Origin of the sequence: Pseudopedobacter saltans DSM 12145, from assembly GCF_000190735.1 — a bacterium.
Lineage (GTDB): Bacteria > Bacteroidota > Bacteroidia > Sphingobacteriales > Sphingobacteriaceae > Pseudopedobacter > Pseudopedobacter saltans.
The window spans coordinates 3,868,056-3,885,339 of sequence record NC_015177.1 but is presented as its reverse complement, the minus strand read 5'-3'; the positions used below and the strand labels follow the sequence as shown (position 1 = coordinate 3,885,339).

14 protein-coding genes are annotated in these 17,284 nt (G+C 35.7%); 5 read left to right on the top strand and 9 right to left on the bottom strand.

All coding sequences use genetic code 11. The annotated features are described in order from the left end of the window. Window positions 1-40: 40 nt before the first annotated feature. Window positions 41-1,216 carry an amidohydrolase family protein gene (locus tag PEDSA_RS16400; RefSeq protein WP_013634283.1) on the bottom strand — a complete coding sequence of 392 codons (1,176 nt, stop codon included), beginning with the start codon at window positions 1,214-1,216 and terminating at the stop codon, window positions 41-43. A 104-nt stretch (window positions 1,217-1,320) separates the two neighbouring features. Between PEDSA_RS16400 and rlmN the strand changes: the two genes are divergently transcribed. Genes rlmN through PEDSA_RS16385 form a run of 3 tightly spaced genes read left to right on the top strand, consistent with a single transcriptional unit; the run spans window position 1,321 to window position 4,500 of the window. Next, the gene (gene rlmN / locus PEDSA_RS16395) at window positions 1,321-2,376 is read left to right on the top strand and encodes a 23S rRNA (adenine(2503)-C(2))-methyltransferase RlmN (RefSeq protein WP_013634282.1); all 1,056 of its coding nucleotides are present in this window, start codon (window positions 1,321-1,323) and stop codon (window positions 2,374-2,376) included. 33 nt (window positions 2,377-2,409) lie between these two features. After that, window positions 2,410-3,105: a ComF family protein gene (locus PEDSA_RS16390; protein WP_013634281.1), complete on the top strand. Its 696-nt coding sequence runs from the start codon at window positions 2,410-2,412 to the stop codon at window positions 3,103-3,105. A 27-nt stretch (window positions 3,106-3,132) separates the two neighbouring features. Continuing rightward, entirely contained in the window at window positions 3,133-4,500 is a 1,368-nt protein-coding gene (locus PEDSA_RS16385) for a right-handed parallel beta-helix repeat-containing protein (protein ID WP_013634280.1), read from the top strand. 94 nt (window positions 4,501-4,594) lie between these two features. Here the strand turns inward: PEDSA_RS16385 and PEDSA_RS16380 are convergent, their stop codons facing one another. Then, the gene (locus PEDSA_RS16380; RefSeq protein WP_013634279.1) at window positions 4,595-4,987 is read right to left on the bottom strand and encodes a response regulator; all 393 of its coding nucleotides are present in this window, start codon (window positions 4,985-4,987) and stop codon (window positions 4,595-4,597) included. Window positions 4,988-5,107: 120 nt separating this feature from the next. Further along, entirely contained in the window at window positions 5,108-6,379 is a 1,272-nt protein-coding gene (locus PEDSA_RS16375) for a serine hydroxymethyltransferase (RefSeq protein WP_013634278.1), read from the bottom strand. Between the two features lie 142 nt (window positions 6,380-6,521). Here PEDSA_RS16375 and PEDSA_RS16370 point away from each other — a divergent pair, with 142 nt between their 5' ends. After that, window positions 6,522-7,547, top strand: coding sequence for a Gfo/Idh/MocA family protein (locus tag PEDSA_RS16370; protein WP_013634277.1), 1,026 nt, complete (start codon window positions 6,522-6,524; stop codon window positions 7,545-7,547). On the opposite strand, the gene PEDSA_RS16365 is transcribed toward PEDSA_RS16370, so the two are convergent. Next, window positions 7,501-8,262, bottom strand: coding sequence for a segregation and condensation protein A (locus tag PEDSA_RS16365; protein WP_013634276.1), 762 nt, complete (start codon window positions 8,260-8,262; stop codon window positions 7,501-7,503). The two genes, PEDSA_RS16370 and PEDSA_RS16365, sit on opposite strands and share 47 nt — an antisense overlap. Before the next feature lie 125 nt (window positions 8,263-8,387). Here PEDSA_RS16365 and dxs point away from each other — a divergent pair, with 125 nt between their 5' ends. Next, complete coding sequence (dxs, locus tag PEDSA_RS16360) at window positions 8,388-10,316, top strand: 1-deoxy-D-xylulose-5-phosphate synthase (protein ID WP_013634275.1); 1,929 nt, start codon at window positions 8,388-8,390, stop codon at window positions 10,314-10,316. Window positions 10,317-10,370: 54 nt separating this feature from the next. Here the strand turns inward: dxs and PEDSA_RS16355 are convergent, their stop codons facing one another. From PEDSA_RS16355 to PEDSA_RS16335, 5 genes are all read right to left on the bottom strand, one after another. After that, window positions 10,371-11,609 (bottom strand): glycosyltransferase family protein, encoded by a 1,239-nt coding sequence (locus tag PEDSA_RS16355; RefSeq protein WP_013634274.1) that lies wholly within the window; start codon window positions 11,607-11,609, stop codon window positions 10,371-10,373. Between the two features lie 3 nt (window positions 11,610-11,612). Beyond that, entirely contained in the window at window positions 11,613-13,217 is a 1,605-nt protein-coding gene (locus PEDSA_RS16350; protein ID WP_013634273.1) for a hypothetical protein, read from the bottom strand. Continuing rightward, window positions 13,210-15,108 carry a polysaccharide biosynthesis protein gene (locus tag PEDSA_RS16345; protein WP_013634272.1) on the bottom strand — a complete coding sequence of 633 codons (1,899 nt, stop codon included), beginning with the start codon at window positions 15,106-15,108 and terminating at the stop codon, window positions 13,210-13,212. Before PEDSA_RS16345 ends, PEDSA_RS16350 begins: the two co-directional genes overlap by 8 nt. A 78-nt stretch (window positions 15,109-15,186) precedes the next feature. Continuing rightward, window positions 15,187-16,128 carry a glycosyltransferase family 2 protein gene (locus tag PEDSA_RS16340; RefSeq protein WP_013634271.1) on the bottom strand — a complete coding sequence of 314 codons (942 nt, stop codon included), beginning with the start codon at window positions 16,126-16,128 and terminating at the stop codon, window positions 15,187-15,189. An 11-nt stretch (window positions 16,129-16,139) separates the two neighbouring features. Beyond that, window positions 16,140-17,123 carry an MraY family glycosyltransferase gene (locus PEDSA_RS16335; RefSeq protein WP_013634270.1) on the bottom strand — a complete coding sequence of 328 codons (984 nt, stop codon included), beginning with the start codon at window positions 17,121-17,123 and terminating at the stop codon, window positions 16,140-16,142. Window positions 17,124-17,284 lie beyond the last annotated feature (161 nt).

The window sequence follows — 17,284 nt, the reverse complement described above, 5'->3', positions numbered from 1 at the left end:
TGATGATAAAAGTGGAACTTTAAGCCGAAAACGACAAATATTAAATCAATTTTACAACTTCAGACTTGTTGGTAATATTGCCATCTTTAAAATTCGTGATTAAATTCAAACCCGGTTTTTTACCTTTTTTGATACTTCCAAGTTCGCGTTCCCAACCGAAAAACTTTGCTCCGTTTAATGTTGCCCATTCTAAAATGGTTTCAAATGGAATTTCGGGAGAGTTGCCTTTTACGATCTTCATTTCATCCAGAATACTTAAATTTTTATTCGAAGCCAAACTGTCGGTTCCCAAAGTTGCAGGAGAGTCCGATTTTATAAAAAAATCGAAATGTGGCAAAGTGTCTTCGATGTAGACATTAGCTCCAGGACAAAAACACCAATAAAATCCGTAATCAAATCGCTTCAGCATATACACATCTTTTAACGATGTAAAAGTATTGTGCACCAACAATATATTTTGATTTTGAGGAAAAAGCGGCACCAAAGCTTGCAAAGTGTTCTTCGACATCGGTACAAAATGGTCGATGTTAATTCCCAAATCATTATATAGTTCTACAAAAGAGCCTGTTTTATATCTGTACAAGGCATTTTCGTCATCGTTTTCCTGATTATGTATACTGATCAGGTTTTTATGGTCTTTGCAGTATTTTCTTAGGCTTTTTAATAGGTCTTTAGAAAGCGTATAGGCAGCATGCACCGTGATGGACGCCGAACCCGAATTTTCAAACGCGGTTTTCATTGCGTCCGCTTTCTCTATTAACTCGTCTGCGATATACGGATCCATTCCCACCATTTCTATAAAGGTATGATACCTTAAACTACTACTGGCTTTAACTTCGGCAGATAATGTAGAATTAGAAATGTCTCCAACTCCGACAATACCATTTTTTTCCATCAACTTATCTGCTTTCTTCATTGCAGAGATCATATCAGCATCCGAAGTACTATTTCTGAATCCAATTACACTTTTAATAAACGAGGGTAATCCTTTTTTCTCCTCAATTTTTCCTTTTAAATGAGATAACTCCAGATGACAGTGCGCATTAATAAAGCCGGGAACAATAGCGCCACTGTGATGTTCTATACCTTCTTCACTTCCTTCCTCATAGTTGGAAATGGACAATATTCTTCCATCATCATCTGTCACTACTAAGCCATTTGGAATAGGCTTCTTATCTTCAACTGTAAAAACGTAATCTGCCGTAAATTTTTTCATTAGTAAAAGTTAAACTAATCAACAACCTTTTAACATCTAACTAGAGATATTGTTTAAAGTAGCTGCAATTATAATCCGAATATTATTCCGTAATTTTGCAACGTATGAGTGCAGCGTCAACAAAATTAGACATCCGAAGTTTTTCGCTAGAGAATTTAAGAAGCAAATTTATAGAATTAAATGAAAAACCTTTTAGAGCCAATCAGATTTACGAATGGATCTGGAAAAAGTCTGCTACTACTTTCGACGAGATGACTAACATATCCAAAGACTTAAGGGATAAGTTAAAGGAAATTTTCGTCATTAACGCTGTAAAAATAAACAGTTCGCAGTTTAGCTCAGACAAAACCATAAAAAACAGTTTTATTCTGCATGATACCCATTTAATCGAGGGAGTTCTTATTCCAACACCCGAAAGGATGACGGCTTGCGTATCATCTCAGGTTGGTTGCTCTTTAACCTGTAAATTTTGCGCCACGGGATATATGGACAGAAAAAGGAATCTCAACCCCGACGAAATTTACGATCAGGTAGTTTTAATAGATAAACAGGCAAAGGAAAACTATGGAATCCCGCTTACAAACATAGTTTATATGGGAATGGGCGAGCCGTTGCTAAATTATGCCAATGTGCTTAAATCTATCGAAAGGATTACTTCTGAAGATGGCTTAAATATGGCTTCTAAACGTATCACTGTTTCTACAGCCGGCATTGCTAAAATGATAAAAAAGCTTGGAGATGATAATGTAAAGTTTAACCTGGCTCTATCTTTACACGCTGCTAACGACCAAAAGCGAAATGAGATTATGCCTATTAACGAACAGAATTCTTTGCAAGCTTTGGCTGAGGCGCTTAAATACTTTTACGCTAAGACTAAAAACCCGGTTACCTACGAATATATCGTTTTTAACGATTTCAATGACGGTATTGAAGATGCGAGGGAATTAGCAAAATTCTGTAAACATATCCCTTGTAAAGTCAATATCATTGAATACAATCCAATTTCTTTTGCTGATTTTGCTAACGCACAAGAAGACAAAATTGAAGCGTTTGCCGAGCATCTTAGAAAGCAAGGCGTAACTACAAATATCAGAAGAAGCAGAGGAAAAGACATTGATGCCGCTTGTGGTCAACTAGCTGTAAAAGAAACGGGTAAATAAGTTTCAAAAGGATTTATTCCTATATTTATTAGGATGAATCTGTTCAATACATATCTCTCCGATTTTTGTTCGCTTTTCTTTCCAGCACTTTGTTGTGGATGCAAAACTACTCTTTTAAGGCAGGAAGAACTGCTTTGCACAAAATGTATCTATAATCTTCCATACACAAACCATAATCTTCAGGAAAATAATCAACTGGAAAAAATATTTTGGGGTAGGGTTAATATATTGGGTGCTTCTGCATTCCTTTATTTTAAACAGGGCGGAACCGTTCAACGGATTATGCATCAACTGAAGTATAACAATCGCCCTGACTTGGGTTTCTTGCTTGGCGAGTTATATGGAAAGCATTTAATTAAACACACAGAATTTAAAGATTACGATGCGATTATTCCCGTACCTCTATACCGTACGAAAGAGAAGAAAAGAGGGTATAATCAAAGTGAGAAAATTGCTTTGGGATTGGGCCAGAGTTTAGATATCCCTGTAAATAATAGCCTTCTTGTTAGGGTAAAAAGTACAGATAGTCAGGTTCATAAAAATAGAATATCTCGTTATGAAAATTTAAAACATTCATTTATCGTCAAAAACAATCAACCCAATTTAAAGAAAGTCATCCTTATAGACGACACTATAACTACCGGATCTACGTTGGAGGCTTGCATTGAAGCCCTAAATCATAACGGCATACACGAAATTACAGTGCTTGGAATTGCTTATGCCACTTAATTAATTTTATATTATTTTTGAGATGGTATGAGATTTTTTTTCCTATTCTTTTTGTCGGTAATTTTCTTCTTTACAGCTTGTAAGGAAAACTCTTCGATAGAGACAAGTCCCAATGCAAGACTTTTCTTTTCTACGGATTCTGTATTGTTTGATACAATTTTCACATCTAAATCAAGTACAACAAGGGCGATAAAAATATTCAATTATAACAAATCGAAAATTTTGGTTGACGAGCTTAGCCTGGCCGGAGGCGACAATTCCAACTTTAAAATAAACATCAATGGTTTAACGACAAATAAATTGAGCGGAATTGAAATTCCCGGCAACGATTCTATTTATGTTTTTATAAAAGCTTCGATAGATCCAAACAGTTCGGATTCGCCTTTTTTAGTAGAGGATTCTTTGCTACTAACCTACAATCAGAAAACAAAAAAACTACCTTTGGTCGCCTACGGCCAAAATGCTATTTATATAAACAACCAGACTTTAACCGGAAATATTATCTTAAAAAAAGGAAAGCCTTATGTTCTTTCGGGTAGCAATATCCTCTCCGAAAATGCAAATTTGGAATTGGAAGCAGGCACCAGAATGTACTTCCACAAAAAAGCAAAACTTGTCTTAAATGGTAATTTAAGGGCAAATGGCACTTTAAAAGATTCTATTGTCTTCGCTAGCGACAGAACGGAAAGAATTTATCGAGACGAGCCAGGCCAATGGGAGGGCATTTATATTTCAGATACATCTAAAGAAAACATTATGAATTATTGCATTATAAAAAATGCGATAACAGGAATATATATAGATTCATCCAAATTAGAAACACATCCAAAATTATTGTTAACAAACAGTATTATAAAAAATCATCAGGTTGCAGGAGTAATAGCAGACAATTCTGTAGTTGTAGGCATCAATAATCTTTTATTTAATTGTGGCAGACATTTATTAGCTATTTTAAACGGTGGAAGATTTGAATTTTATCAAAATACATTTGCAGGCTACAATTTCTCCCTATCCAGAACAACTCCATCAATATCGGTGTCCAATGGAAAAAACACTGATTTAACAGCCAGTTTTATTAACAATATTATTTGGGGAAATAACAGAAATGAATTGGAGTTGAAAAAAAATGGAAATAGAAATTTCGATGTATTATTTAAAAGCAACCTCATAAAGACTACTGATACTGAAGCTGTGTTCGGCAACAATAATACTTTTAATACAGACCCTATCTTCCTGAATACCAGACATTATTTATTTTGGCTTAGTATAGAAAGTCCATTTGCAAAGTCTGGGGAAGCAATTAAAAGCACTCTATATAGTGATTTTATAAAAACAGATTTGGCTGGATTAGATCGAATTTTCCCTTCTACATTGGGATGTTTTGAAAAAAAATGAAACTTTCTTAATCTACACTCGTACAAGAATCCGAGAGCGTTAATTTAGATTTGGACTGGCATTGACTTTTATAAGTTTGCCAGTCCTTTCTTTTTTAAGAATGTACGCCCAAAGTAAGTTTATCTATTTCCCGAAGCAAGACATCTACTCGTAATGGCTTTGATTGATAAGTGGTAAAACCAACTTTTAAAATATTTTGTATATCATCCGGCAAGATTGACGCTGTATTTGCTATAATTGGCAATTGCTTGAAATATTCTTCTGGTTGCGCTCTAACTGTCCTAACAATATCAAAACCGCTTATATCAGGCATATTAACATCTAATAACACCAAATCGAATTTCTTTGAGAGAATTTTTTCCAGTGCATTATTGCCGTCCATTTCGAACTCTATATTACTAAAATATTTAGACAGTACTTTCCTCGATATCAATATGTTAATCTCATCGTCGTCGACAACAAATAAATGAATTGAACTTTTTTCCATATTCTCCCCTTTTAATGGTTTATACTTAAAACTCGTTCAAATGGTTTCAAATTCTATAAAAAGAAAAACCCCTTATCCCAAAAATGGTAAAGGGGTTTATATTATATCTCTTCTTGATGATTAGCTGTATAAAGGGAATGCTTTCATTAACGCATTTACTTCCTCTCTAATCTCTTCCAGACGATCCTCGTTGTCATGGTTATTGATTACATCATCGATCAATCCGATAATTTTAACCATTTCCGCTTCCTTTAAACCACGGCTGGATATAGCTGCCGATCCGATACGAATTCCAGAAGTCACAAATGGTGATCTCTTATCAAATGGAACCATATTTTTATTTACTGTAATATCAGCCTTTCCTAAAGCCTCTTCTGCAGCTTTTCCAGTGATATTTTTATTTGACAGGTCAATCAGCATCAAATGGTTATCTGTACCACCGGATATTAATTTATAATCTCTCGCTACTAACTCTTTTGCCAGCGCATCTGCATTTTTCTTTACCTGAAGTACATACTCCATGTATTCGTCGCTTAATGCCTCGCCAAAAGCAATAGCTTTAGCGGCGATGATATGTTCTAACGGACCTCCTTGAGTACCTGGAAATACAGCGCTATCTAAAATTGCCGACATTTTTCTGATTTCACCTTTTGGAGTAGTTAATCCCCACGGATTATCAAAATCTTTACCCATCATAATAATACCACCTCTTGGTCCTCTTAAAGTTTTATGAGTAGTAGTAGTTACAATGTGGCAATGTGGAAGTGGATCTGTTAACAGCCCTCTGGCTATTAAACCTGCAGGATGCGAAATATCCGCTAATACCAACGCCCCAATTTTATCTGCAACAGAACGAATAAATGGATAATCCCAATCTCTTGAATAAGCGGAAGCACCACAGATAATCAATTTTGGTTTTTCTCTTAATGCTACTTCTTCTAATTGTTTATAGTTGATTAAACCGGTTTCTTCGTCTACTCCATAGAAAAACGGCTGATATACCTTACCCGAAAAGTTTACCGGCGAGCCATGTGTTAAGTGACCTCCGTGAGCTAAATCAAAACCTAATATTTTATCTCCTGGTTTTAAAACTGCAAGAAATACAGCTGTGTTTGCTTGTGCTCCTGAATGAGGTTGAACATTAACCCATTCTGCATTAAATAATTGTTTAGCTCTTTCGATAGCAATATTTTCAATCTCATCAACTACCTCACATCCTCCGTAATAACGTTTACCCGGAAGCCCTTCTGCATATTTGTTGGTTAAAACAGAACCTGCGGCCTCCATAACTTGCTTGCTAACAAAATTTTCAGAAGCAATAAGTTCTATGCCATGCTCCTGCCTTTGTAATTCTTCGTTGATTAAATCAAAAATAATTTCGTCCCTTTTCATGAAATTTTTAATATATTGCTATCGTTAATTTAAAATAAACCTTTTATTAAAGTTTTTTTCTAAACTTTAAGAGCTTATTACATCCACTTTTCGAAAGACAAATTTAGAACTTTATATGGGATTTTTTTATAAAAAACTATAAATGAACAAACTGGGATTTGCCATCGTAGGAGTTGGAAATATAGGCAAGAAATACGCAAGAATAATAAAATCTCTGCCTAATGCAGACTTAATCGCCGCTGTAGATACAGATTTTAACAAACGTAAAAATCTGGATGCCTTAATACCTTTTTTTCTTTCAATTGAGGATTTTCTGGAACACAAAATCCCGGTGGATATTGTATGCATATGCACTCCTAACGGTTTTCATCCGGAGCATACTATTAAATGCCTGAATGCCGGATATCATGTAATTTGTGAAAAACCGGTAGCATTGAGTATAAATGATGTTTATGCTATGCTTGAAGCTGAACGCAAATCCCAAAAAAGTGTTTTCGCTGTAATGCAAAACAGATACAGTCCGGTTTCTATATGGCTAAAAAAACTAATGGAGCAAAAAAGATTAGGGGAAATACTTTATGTCCAGGTAAATTGCTTTTGGAATAGAAATCAAGAATATTATCAGGAATCATCATGGAGAGCTTCTGCTAATTTAGGAGGAGGTCCTTTATACACACAATTTAGCCACTTTATAGATCTTATGATCTGGCTTTGTGGTTACCCCATAGAAGTTTCTGCAGACACTTATACTTTAAACCCTTCAGTTAAAACAGATTTTGACGATAGTGGAAACATCAAATTCAAATTAAAAAATGGTGGCAGGGGCACTTTTAACTATAGTAACGCCGCATGGGCAACAAATATAGAAAGCAGCTTAACTATTATTGGTTCTAAAGGAAATGTAAAAGTTGGTGGGCAGTATATGGAGAAGCTAGACTTCGTACAGGTAGAAGACAGTATTAATCTGCCTGTTTTTGAGGAATTGTCTGCAGCAAACAATTATAAGTTTTATAAAGGCTCCGCAGACAAGCATGATGAATTTTTAAAACGCGTTATTTCTTGCGTAAATGAAAAGCGAGGGCCAGAAATTAATCTTATGGATGAACTTTATGTAATTAATTTTATTGAACAGGCTCTTCTTTCCTGTTTACAATCCAAAAGTTATTGAAACCTAAACCAATCTGAATATTTATCAATTGCTGTTGCAGCATTTCCAACACCGCGAGGAAATTATAAACAAATTGAACTTTGTCTTTAGAATTTTGGACAATATTTTTAAAATCTAACCGAGCGTTGATATTTAGCAACTGAGTGATAACCAGCTTTTGTTCCTCAATAGTGTAGGGGTATTTCTCTACGGTGTGTTTAACCTCCTCAGACCGAATGCTGTAGTTCCGCATCATGCGATGATATATTCGCAATAATCTATATAAATCAAAGGAAGATAGTTCTTCTTTTCCGGTACCGCTATCCTCAAATCGCTTTACATCATCCAGAATATTACCTCTTTTCTCCTTATAAAACCGTTCACCTTCTAACTCTTTAAATGTTTCCGTTACATCTTTAAAACGTTTATACTCGATTAATTTCTGAATAAGGTTCTGTTTTAGGTCAATCTCGTTACCCTGTTCATCCACTTCGACTCTCGGAAGCAGCATTTTGGCCTTAATCCTCATCAAGGTAGAAGCAACAAAAATAAATTCACTTGCCAACTCCATATTCAGTGAATTCATCTGATGGATATAATCCAAAAAATCATCTGTAATTCGGGCGATTGGAATATTATGGATATCCAACTCGTCTCTCTCAATAAAAAAGAGCAGTAAGTCGAAAGGGCCTTCAAAAATGGGTAGTTTTATAGAAAAATTTTCTGCCGTCTCCATTATTCCGTCGCAAATATAATCTCTTTTTACAAAGGTTGATAGATAAGGTAATAAATCATAAACTAAAATATATCACATGTTTAAGTCAGGAATTCTTTTAAATTTGTAAATTATTTAATTAAAACATGGAAGTAAAGGCGGGAAAGCTACTATCTCAAATAAATATACCTTCTGATTTAAAGAAATTTAAAGAAGAAGACTTAGTCGAAATTTGTAAAGAATTGCGACAATATATTATCGATGTAGTTTCTGTAAATGGCGGACATTTCGCATCCAGTTTAGGCGTGGTAGAACTTACCGTTGCTTTGCACTATGTCATGAATACACCTTACGATCGCCTGGTTTGGGATGTAGGTCATCAGGCATATGGTCATAAAATATTAACAGACAGAAGAAACGTATTCCATACAAATAGAATTTACGGTGGTATTAGTGGTTTTCCAAAGCGTTCCGAAAGCGAGTATGATACTTTCGGTGTAGGGCACTCTTCTACTTCAATCTCTGCGGCTTTGGGAATGGCCGTGGCTTCTCAATTAAAAGGTGAAACGGACAGACAGCATGTCGCTATAATTGGTGACGGATCTATGACTGCGGGGATGGCTTTTGAAGCTTTAAATCATGGCGGCACTGAAAAATCCAATCTTTTGGTTATTCTGAATGATAACTGCATGTCTATCGATCCTAATGTTGGTGCTCTGAAAGATTACCTTACCAACATCGCCATCAGTAAAACATATAATAAATTCAGGGATGATGTTTCGGCTGTTTTAACTAAAATATCTGAACTCGGCCCCAATGCCCATCAGATTGTTAAAACAATCGAAAAAACGATTAAAGGTAGCTTACTACATAAAAGTAATTTCTTCGAGGCTTTAAACTTCAGGTATTTCGGACCTATAGATGGTCACGATGTAAACAATCTGGTTAAGGTTTTGAATGACCTGAAAGATATTCCGGGCCCTAAATTGTTGCATTGTGTTACTGTGAAGGGAAAAGGCTATGCGCTTGCCGAGAAAGACCAAACTAAATGGCATTCACCGGGACTTTTCAATAAAATAACCGGAGAAATTAAAAAATCTACACCAAAAGCTATCCAGGGACCTAAATATCAGGACGTTTTCGGAAATACCATTGTTGAGCTGGCCGAAAAAAACGAGAAGATACTTGGAGTAACACCGGCCATGCCTTCAGGATGTTCATTAAATATCATGATGAAAGCCATGCCTAATCGTGCTTTCGATGTTGGTATTGCTGAACAACATGCCGTAACTTTTTCTGCCGGACTTGCAGCAGAAGGTTTTATTCCTTTCTGCAACATCTATTCCAGCTTTATGCAAAGAGCATATGATCAGGTGATCCATGATGTTGCTCTTCAAAAACTTCCTGTGGTATTTTGTCTGGACAGGGCAGGTATTGCCGGTTCTGATGGGCCGACCCATCATGGAGCTTATGATTTAGCGTATTTCAGATGCATACCTAACATGGTTGTTTCTGCACCAATGAATGAAGAAGAGCTCAGAAACCTAATGTACACGGCTCAACTACAAAACCAAGGGCCTTTTTCTATAAGGTATCCCAGAGGAAACGGGGTTATGCCAGATTGGGAACGACCATTTCAGGAAATCATCATCGGAAAAGGCCGTAAAATTTGTGATGGTGAAGATATAGCCATACTTTCCATTGGGCATATTGGAAACGAAGCTGTAAAAGCTTGTTTAGAACTTAATCAAGAAGGCTACTTTCCTGCTCACTATGATATGCGCTTTGCCAAACCTATTGATGAACAATTATTACACGAAGTTTTCAAAAAGTACAAACACATCATTACTGTAGAGGATGGATGTATAATCGGAGGAATGGGTAGCGCGGTTTTAGAATTCATGGCAGACCATAATTATACTGCAAATGTGAAACGCTTAGGAATTCCAGACAGAATAATCGAACATGGTGAACAACCTGAACTTTGGGCAGAATGTGGTTATGATGCAATTGCAATAATAGAAACTGTCAAATCTTTAGGCGAAGCCAAAATTACAAAGGAATTGGCGGGGTGAGGTAAAAATGGCAACTGATTAATGTTTAATACTGAATTAAACTATTACCTGTCCTTATTTGTTTTCCAAAATGAGACCGACAAAGCGTTCGGCGATAGCTTCTCTTGAATTGTGCTTTAACATTTCTTCTGACTGCACAATCTCAACAACTTCTCCGTTTAAGAACTTACTATACAGCATATTTAAAGTTCGCACAATATCTACTTGATCCTTACAAATATACCCTGCTTTATGTTTAGAAATACTCTCAGCTAAATCGCCTTTGTCTGATACTGGCAATAAAATAGGTTTTCTAAAAAACAGGTAATCGGCTTGTTTAGATGTAATAATCCCGGATCGATCGCCATATTTCAAATGCAAAAAAATATTAGTGTTATTTAAATAAGGCAATAATTCGTCTTTTTTCAATCGTTTGGTTATTGTCGTTATATGCGACAAATCAAATTCCTCAATTTTTTCTTTTAATGCTGTTGTATAAAATGATCCTAAGAACTGTAATTTAATACTTTCCTGATCTTTTTGATATAGGAATTTCTTTAAAGCCAGAAAAAAGGTATTATCCTGTAGCTGATCATTATAAATAGTTCCAATATAAACAATATTAAATGTTTTATCTTCTTTTGGTTTGATATCTGCTGCTACATAATTACTCCCATTTGGAATTACATGGATTTTATGTTGAAACTCTGATGGAAAATAACTCTTTAAAGTTTCGGATACGGTGGTTATTAATGATGCTTGTTTTAGTAGTTTCCTTTCCATCCCTTGGAGCATAGTTCTTTTCAGCTTGTATGCTAATTTAAATCCATTTAAGTTCTGATAACCAAAAGTCCAGGGATCTCTATAATCCAAAATTAGTTCAAACCCTAACTTTTTAGTCATTTTGGAGGCATATTTAAATATACCATAAGGAGCTCCCGACACTATTATATATCCTTTGTTGCCAGACTTCTTTATAAGATCAATAAATAAATTATTGTCTCTTGGGGTTATTACTTCTTCCTTAAACAATAATTGATAGATATACTTCAAATAGTTAGACTTCGAATGTAAGACAAACTTCTGTATATTCTTCGCTCGCGGATAAACAATCCTAACTTTTTCTTTTAAAATAAAAGTGTCAACATTTTCAATATCACAAGAGATGGTGCTGAACTTACTGTTTTCAAAATGAAAGTCGATAACCTGGACGTTAATGGAGCTTTTTCTACTCAAAACTTCTACTAATACTTTATATCGATTAGTTGATGTTGTATTTTTAAACAGATCATATGCCAGTATGATGACATCCATAGATTAAAAATCATCATAAAAACTTCTAAAACTGCTCCTCAACCCAAAGCTTATGATTCCTGTTTTTGCACTTGCCAAATCGTTTGTTTCGCTCCTTAAAGTAGAAGCCACTTCAAGTCTCAAATTATATTTTGGGTTTAGTATATAAGCGACTTTTCCTTTCGCAAAAAACAAATCCGTAGCAATCCCATTTCCTACTTTGCTGCCGTAATTAAGAGATCGGTCATCATAGGATAAAAAGATATTTTTGCCGTAGTTTTCTCCTGCCGGGTCCAAACCGTAATAAGCATAAAGCAATTGTCCCGAGAAATCAAATCTTTTATAACTGTAATTCAGCATCCCGATATACTCTCTAAATCCCGCTCCAAAAGGATGTGCTAAAGGCTGATTATAATGTCCATAATTAGAAACCCGGTCAAAATGCGCATAAGTATACGGTCTTGCGGTATTAAACTCACCTAGATAGTTCAGGTTTTTAACTCCAAATAAATCAGAGCCTCTAAATCCCAATTGCAATGCCCACTTATTTGCCCAGTAACCCTTATTCGAAAAAAATTCTTTAGCCGTAAACTCATCAATCATAAACTGAGTATAAACAGCTGTTTTTTCCAGGATCTCATATTTGGCATTCAACCCCAAACGCATTTTATCCGGCGAGGTAGAATTTGCCCCTTCTATTGGCCTTAAGAATACAAAAGGATGAATGTAATTAAAATCAAATCCGCGTTTGCCCTCAGGTTCTGCATCTGTCCAGGTAACAGCCTGGAATAATCCTACAGACCATCTTTTTGAAATGTTCCAATCTAGATAATGGAATGCACCCCATTTTCCACGGTCTCCTAACCTTCTATCTGTTGTTAACTTTGGGGCACCAGGATCTAACATATAAGCATAAATAGTTTGATATTGCAAGCTTCCCAGACTTGCCCTCAACCTAAAGAAAGAATAATTGGCAGCGGCGTCCGATAATAACATCGATCGATAACCATCTCCGATAAAATTCTTATCATACCCCAAAGCAAAGTTTAGATATTTGTTAGGCGTATAAGAAAGTAAAGCAGTTGCATAGGCCCAATCTTTTTCCAGCTTTCCTAATTTACCTCCTACCTGCCCGGGAACAACCTGATTTTGATTAATAAAATTGGTAATATAAGCTGGAAATACACCCTGATTTTCATAACCGCTTGTATAGAAAGAAAACTTTTCACCTACTTTAATTCCTAACTGATACCCTCGGGTATTCATCCAAATGCTCTTCCCCAAATCCTGATCATAACCTATGATATAGTCCGGCACATAATCCGCATAAATACTATAATCTTCTTTATTTACCTCAATCAAATGCTGTTGAAATAGCTTTCTCCCGACCCATGATTTTCTTAATGAATCACCAACAAAGTTTACCGAATCAACGGACAGCTTTAAAGAGGGATGATCTCCATAAAAAGGCTTTATCGAACTGTGAAAACGATCCTGTTGGTTATAAACTTCCCGATTATATTTTTGATAATAATCAAATGAATACGGTAAAGTGACATTTTCAGTCTGGCTATAGCCATTTGAATACACTCCAAGAACGATACCTATAAAGGCAATATATTTACGCATCTGCAAATTCTAATTCTTTATCTAACTCTTCGTAAGTCGAGTTATTACTTTTAAACTCCGGAACTATTTTTTTCATCAACCTCACAACCTCTTTATCCTGATAGTTACATGCCAACGTCACAAGATCTTCTATATGAATACTTACCGATTCAAACTCATAAGGAATAACCTTAGCGATCATAATTTTTTCATGATGCGTCGGCATTGTATTTTCCTTATCATTAAGAAGTTCTTCGTATAGTTTTTCGCCAGGCCTTAGGCCAGTAAATTCAATTTTAATATCCTGATTCGGAATAAAGCCAGAAAGCCGAATCATCTTTTTAGCTAGTTCCACAATCTTTACAGATTGCCCCATATCAAAAATATAAATCTCTCCGCCTTTCCCCATCGACCCGGCTTCCAGCACCAATCTGCAAGCTTCCGGAATGGTCATAAAATAACGGGTAATATCCGGGTGGGTTACCGTCAGTGGTCCTCCTTTTTGTATCTGCTCGCGGAAACGCGGTATTACTGAACCATTTGACCCCAAAACATTTCCAAAACGGGTCGTGATAAATCTTGTTTTCTCTCCATTAGCGGAAGAACAGAAAAGTGACTGCACATAAATCTCCGCAATCCGCTTAGACGCTCCCATTACATTTGTTGGATTTACTGCCTTATCAGTAGAAACCATTACAAATTTAATAGCCCCGTGTTTTACCGCCAAATCAGCCATGTTTTTAGTTCCACCAACGTTAGTACAGATGGCCTCCGAAGGATTATGTTCCATCATGGGGACATGCTTATAGGCCGCAGCATGGTATACATAGTGCGGTTTAAAAGTTTCAAACAGGTGTTCCATCCTGGATTTATTCCTAACATCACCAATAAACGCTATGAAATTATTTAGCAAATTATTATCTTGAAGCTCCAGCTGAAGTTCATGCAATGGCGTTTCCGCAATATCATTTAAAATAATTGTCTGGGGGTTGAATTTAGCCAATTGCCTTACAATCTCGCTACCTATGGAACCTGCAGCCCCCGTAACCAATATTCGTTTGCCGGATAACTGCTCGTTTAATATGCTTTCACCAATAATTATCGGGTCGCGTTCCAGTAAATCCTCAATTTTAACATCTTTTATCTGGGTTGTTTTAACCGTACCCTTTACCCAGGTTCTCACCAAAGGTACATTCAATACCTTTACATTATTGTCCAGACAAAGATCAACAACTTTGTTTTTCTCCTCGGTTTTCATCCCGGGCGCAGTAAAGATCAGGCTATCTATTTTTTCTTCCAATAAGATCCTTTCCAGATAGTCTGCATGGTAAATTTTAACATTATCAACTACCTTACTGCTTTTACGGGGGTCGTTGTCCACAAAGGCAACAACGCTCATATTAATTTTAGGATCCGTATCCAGTGCTCGCTTTGTCGCAATCCCAGTTTCTCCAGCTCCAAATATCACCACCCTCTTTTTATCCAGACGCAGATTTTTGATATAAACAAAAAAGTACTTTACCAAAACCCTATACGTAATCAGCATAACGAAACTACAAAGCCCGGTTATTACAATAACTACATTGGATATGAAAACATCTTTCCCTAAAGACAAGGAAACAATATTCGCTAAAATAAAAAGTCCGTTGCTTAAAGAAATGGCAAACAGAATTCTAAAAGAATCCTGAGCGCTGGTATATCTCACAATACCCGCATAGGTCTTTACATTAAAGAACACAATACAATTAATCAGTCCAAAAATCAATAGATTCCTGCTCAACTCTTGTATATCTATATGATTAATGCTGAAATCGTATTTTATAAAGTAGGCCAAACCCATGGATAGGGCACAACACAGCAAATCCAGGCAGAAGATTAACCAACGCGGAACAATGTTTATTCGTCTAAACATATATTAATTTTTGGTTATAAGCTCACAAATATACCTAAATATTTGACAATATATTTTTGATAATTAATATTACGCACCCTACAAATTACAAATAGAGTTAAGATATGTTTTAAGCTTTAGCTGAATATTCCTAAATGTAATGAGAAACAAAGACGGGATAAAGAGAAAAAGAAACTCTCTCCATAAACTGAGAGGACTTAAGTATTTGCTGCGTCTCAATTTAAAAAAGCATAATACCGCAGCTATTTTATTTCCCAATCGATTATAGGCCATAAGCTGCCGCAGTAAAAAGTTATCGATATATTTCTTGTCTCTGCTATAATCCAATTCTTTAATATTTTTTTCCGTTACCTTGATAATAGCTCGCTGTATATCACCAAATGCAGAGTTATCATTGTGGCGATAGACATTGCTAATCAAAGTATTTGTAAGAATTGCCGACTCACCCTTAATTGCATTTAACAAAAAGAGCCAGTCTTCTGCAAAATCCAGGCTTTCATCAAATCTCTTTTCTTTAACCAGATCCTTATGCAAAATAACATTCCCTATATTTAATACCATTTGTTTAGTTTCTTCCAAAAAAGCATCCGATAAGAAAGCGGTTCTCCCTCTTCTATAAATAGTAAATTCTCTATTGTTTTTGTTTGTAAACAACCTGTATGCCCCCGCAAATATATTTATCTTAGGATTAGCCTTTCGTAACGAAATTAAATGGTTTATGGCACCCTGTTCGAGATAGTCATCCGAATCCAAGAACATGATAAAATCTCCGCCAGCAAGTTCCAAGCCAACATTTCTTGCCGCAGATCTTCCTCTATTTTTATCCAAATAAATATATTTTAGACGTTTATCTACCAAGAAAGGCTGTATCATGATAGCGGTATCATCAGTCGAACCGTCATCTATTACCAAAACCTCTAGAATTGGGTAGTTTTGCATAAGCACACTCATCAATGCTTTGGAAAGCAATTGTTCTCTATTATAGGTAGGAATAATGATAGTGACTTTATAATCAACCAAGGCGCATTTATTTATATGCTGTAACTTACAAATAATCTTGCTTTTCCTTCCATTTTCAATCTTAAAATAATGTAAATTATCATCAAAATCAAAAAGATACCCAATTGCAAATAATTATTAGCATACAAAATACTTAAGTTTAGAAAACCTTGAACGAAAGCATATATAAGGGAAACCTGAACATGCGTCAGTTTAGTTTCATTGGCCAGATATTGATAAAAATGAGATCGATGCGCTTCGAAAATATTTTCCCCTCGCACCAATCGACAAAAAATGGTTGCCACTGCATCCAGACCATAAACTCCCAACAATAAAATCCACCGGAAATGCTGTGTTTGTAAAATTAACTGCAATACAAGGTAAGCTATCAGTAAAGCAACACCAATACTACCTACATCCCCAGAAAAAGCCTTAGCTCTTTTTCTTAAGTTAAAAAAACCAAAAACACATAAAGATGCCAATACCACATTATAAATATTTTTTTCTAGTAAATGCAATTGTAAGCTTTCCTGAGCAAGAAAAATACTAGAAACTGTTATCAGGGAGTAAAGTACGGTTATCCCGTTAATTCCATCCATAAAATTATAAGCATTTATCACTCCTATAATCAATATAAATGCTGCTACAATCACTGGTAAAAGGTAGTCAGCTCCAAAGAAAGAAACAAAAGTATCTTTGCACAGGTAGAGCACCATTCCCACAGCGATAAAATGAATCAGCAACCTAATTCTATTGCTAATAGTCATGATATCGTCCAAAAAACTAATTACCGCTATAAATAAAACTGCCAGACTGAGCAGATATAAATTAGGTTGCCAGATCAATATACCTCCTGCTATCGCTAGAGGAAAAATTATACCACCCCCTCTTAGCGTAATTCTACTATGAGAACTTCGCTGATTAGGCTTATCAATAATATTAAAATGGTCTGCCAAATTGAAATAGACAAGCTCCAACAAACAAAATACAAGAAGGGCAATCAGGAAGACCATCATTTTCAATAGTTTTAGGTCGCGAAATTAATTGTTTTACCTGATTTAAGGAAACATTTGTCCATGGTTGTGATGAATTGAAAAAGTCCGAAGTCAGATGTCGGAAGACCGGAGTCGTATGGTCCATAGACGATAGTCGATAGTCCATGGTAAACTCTGTTAAT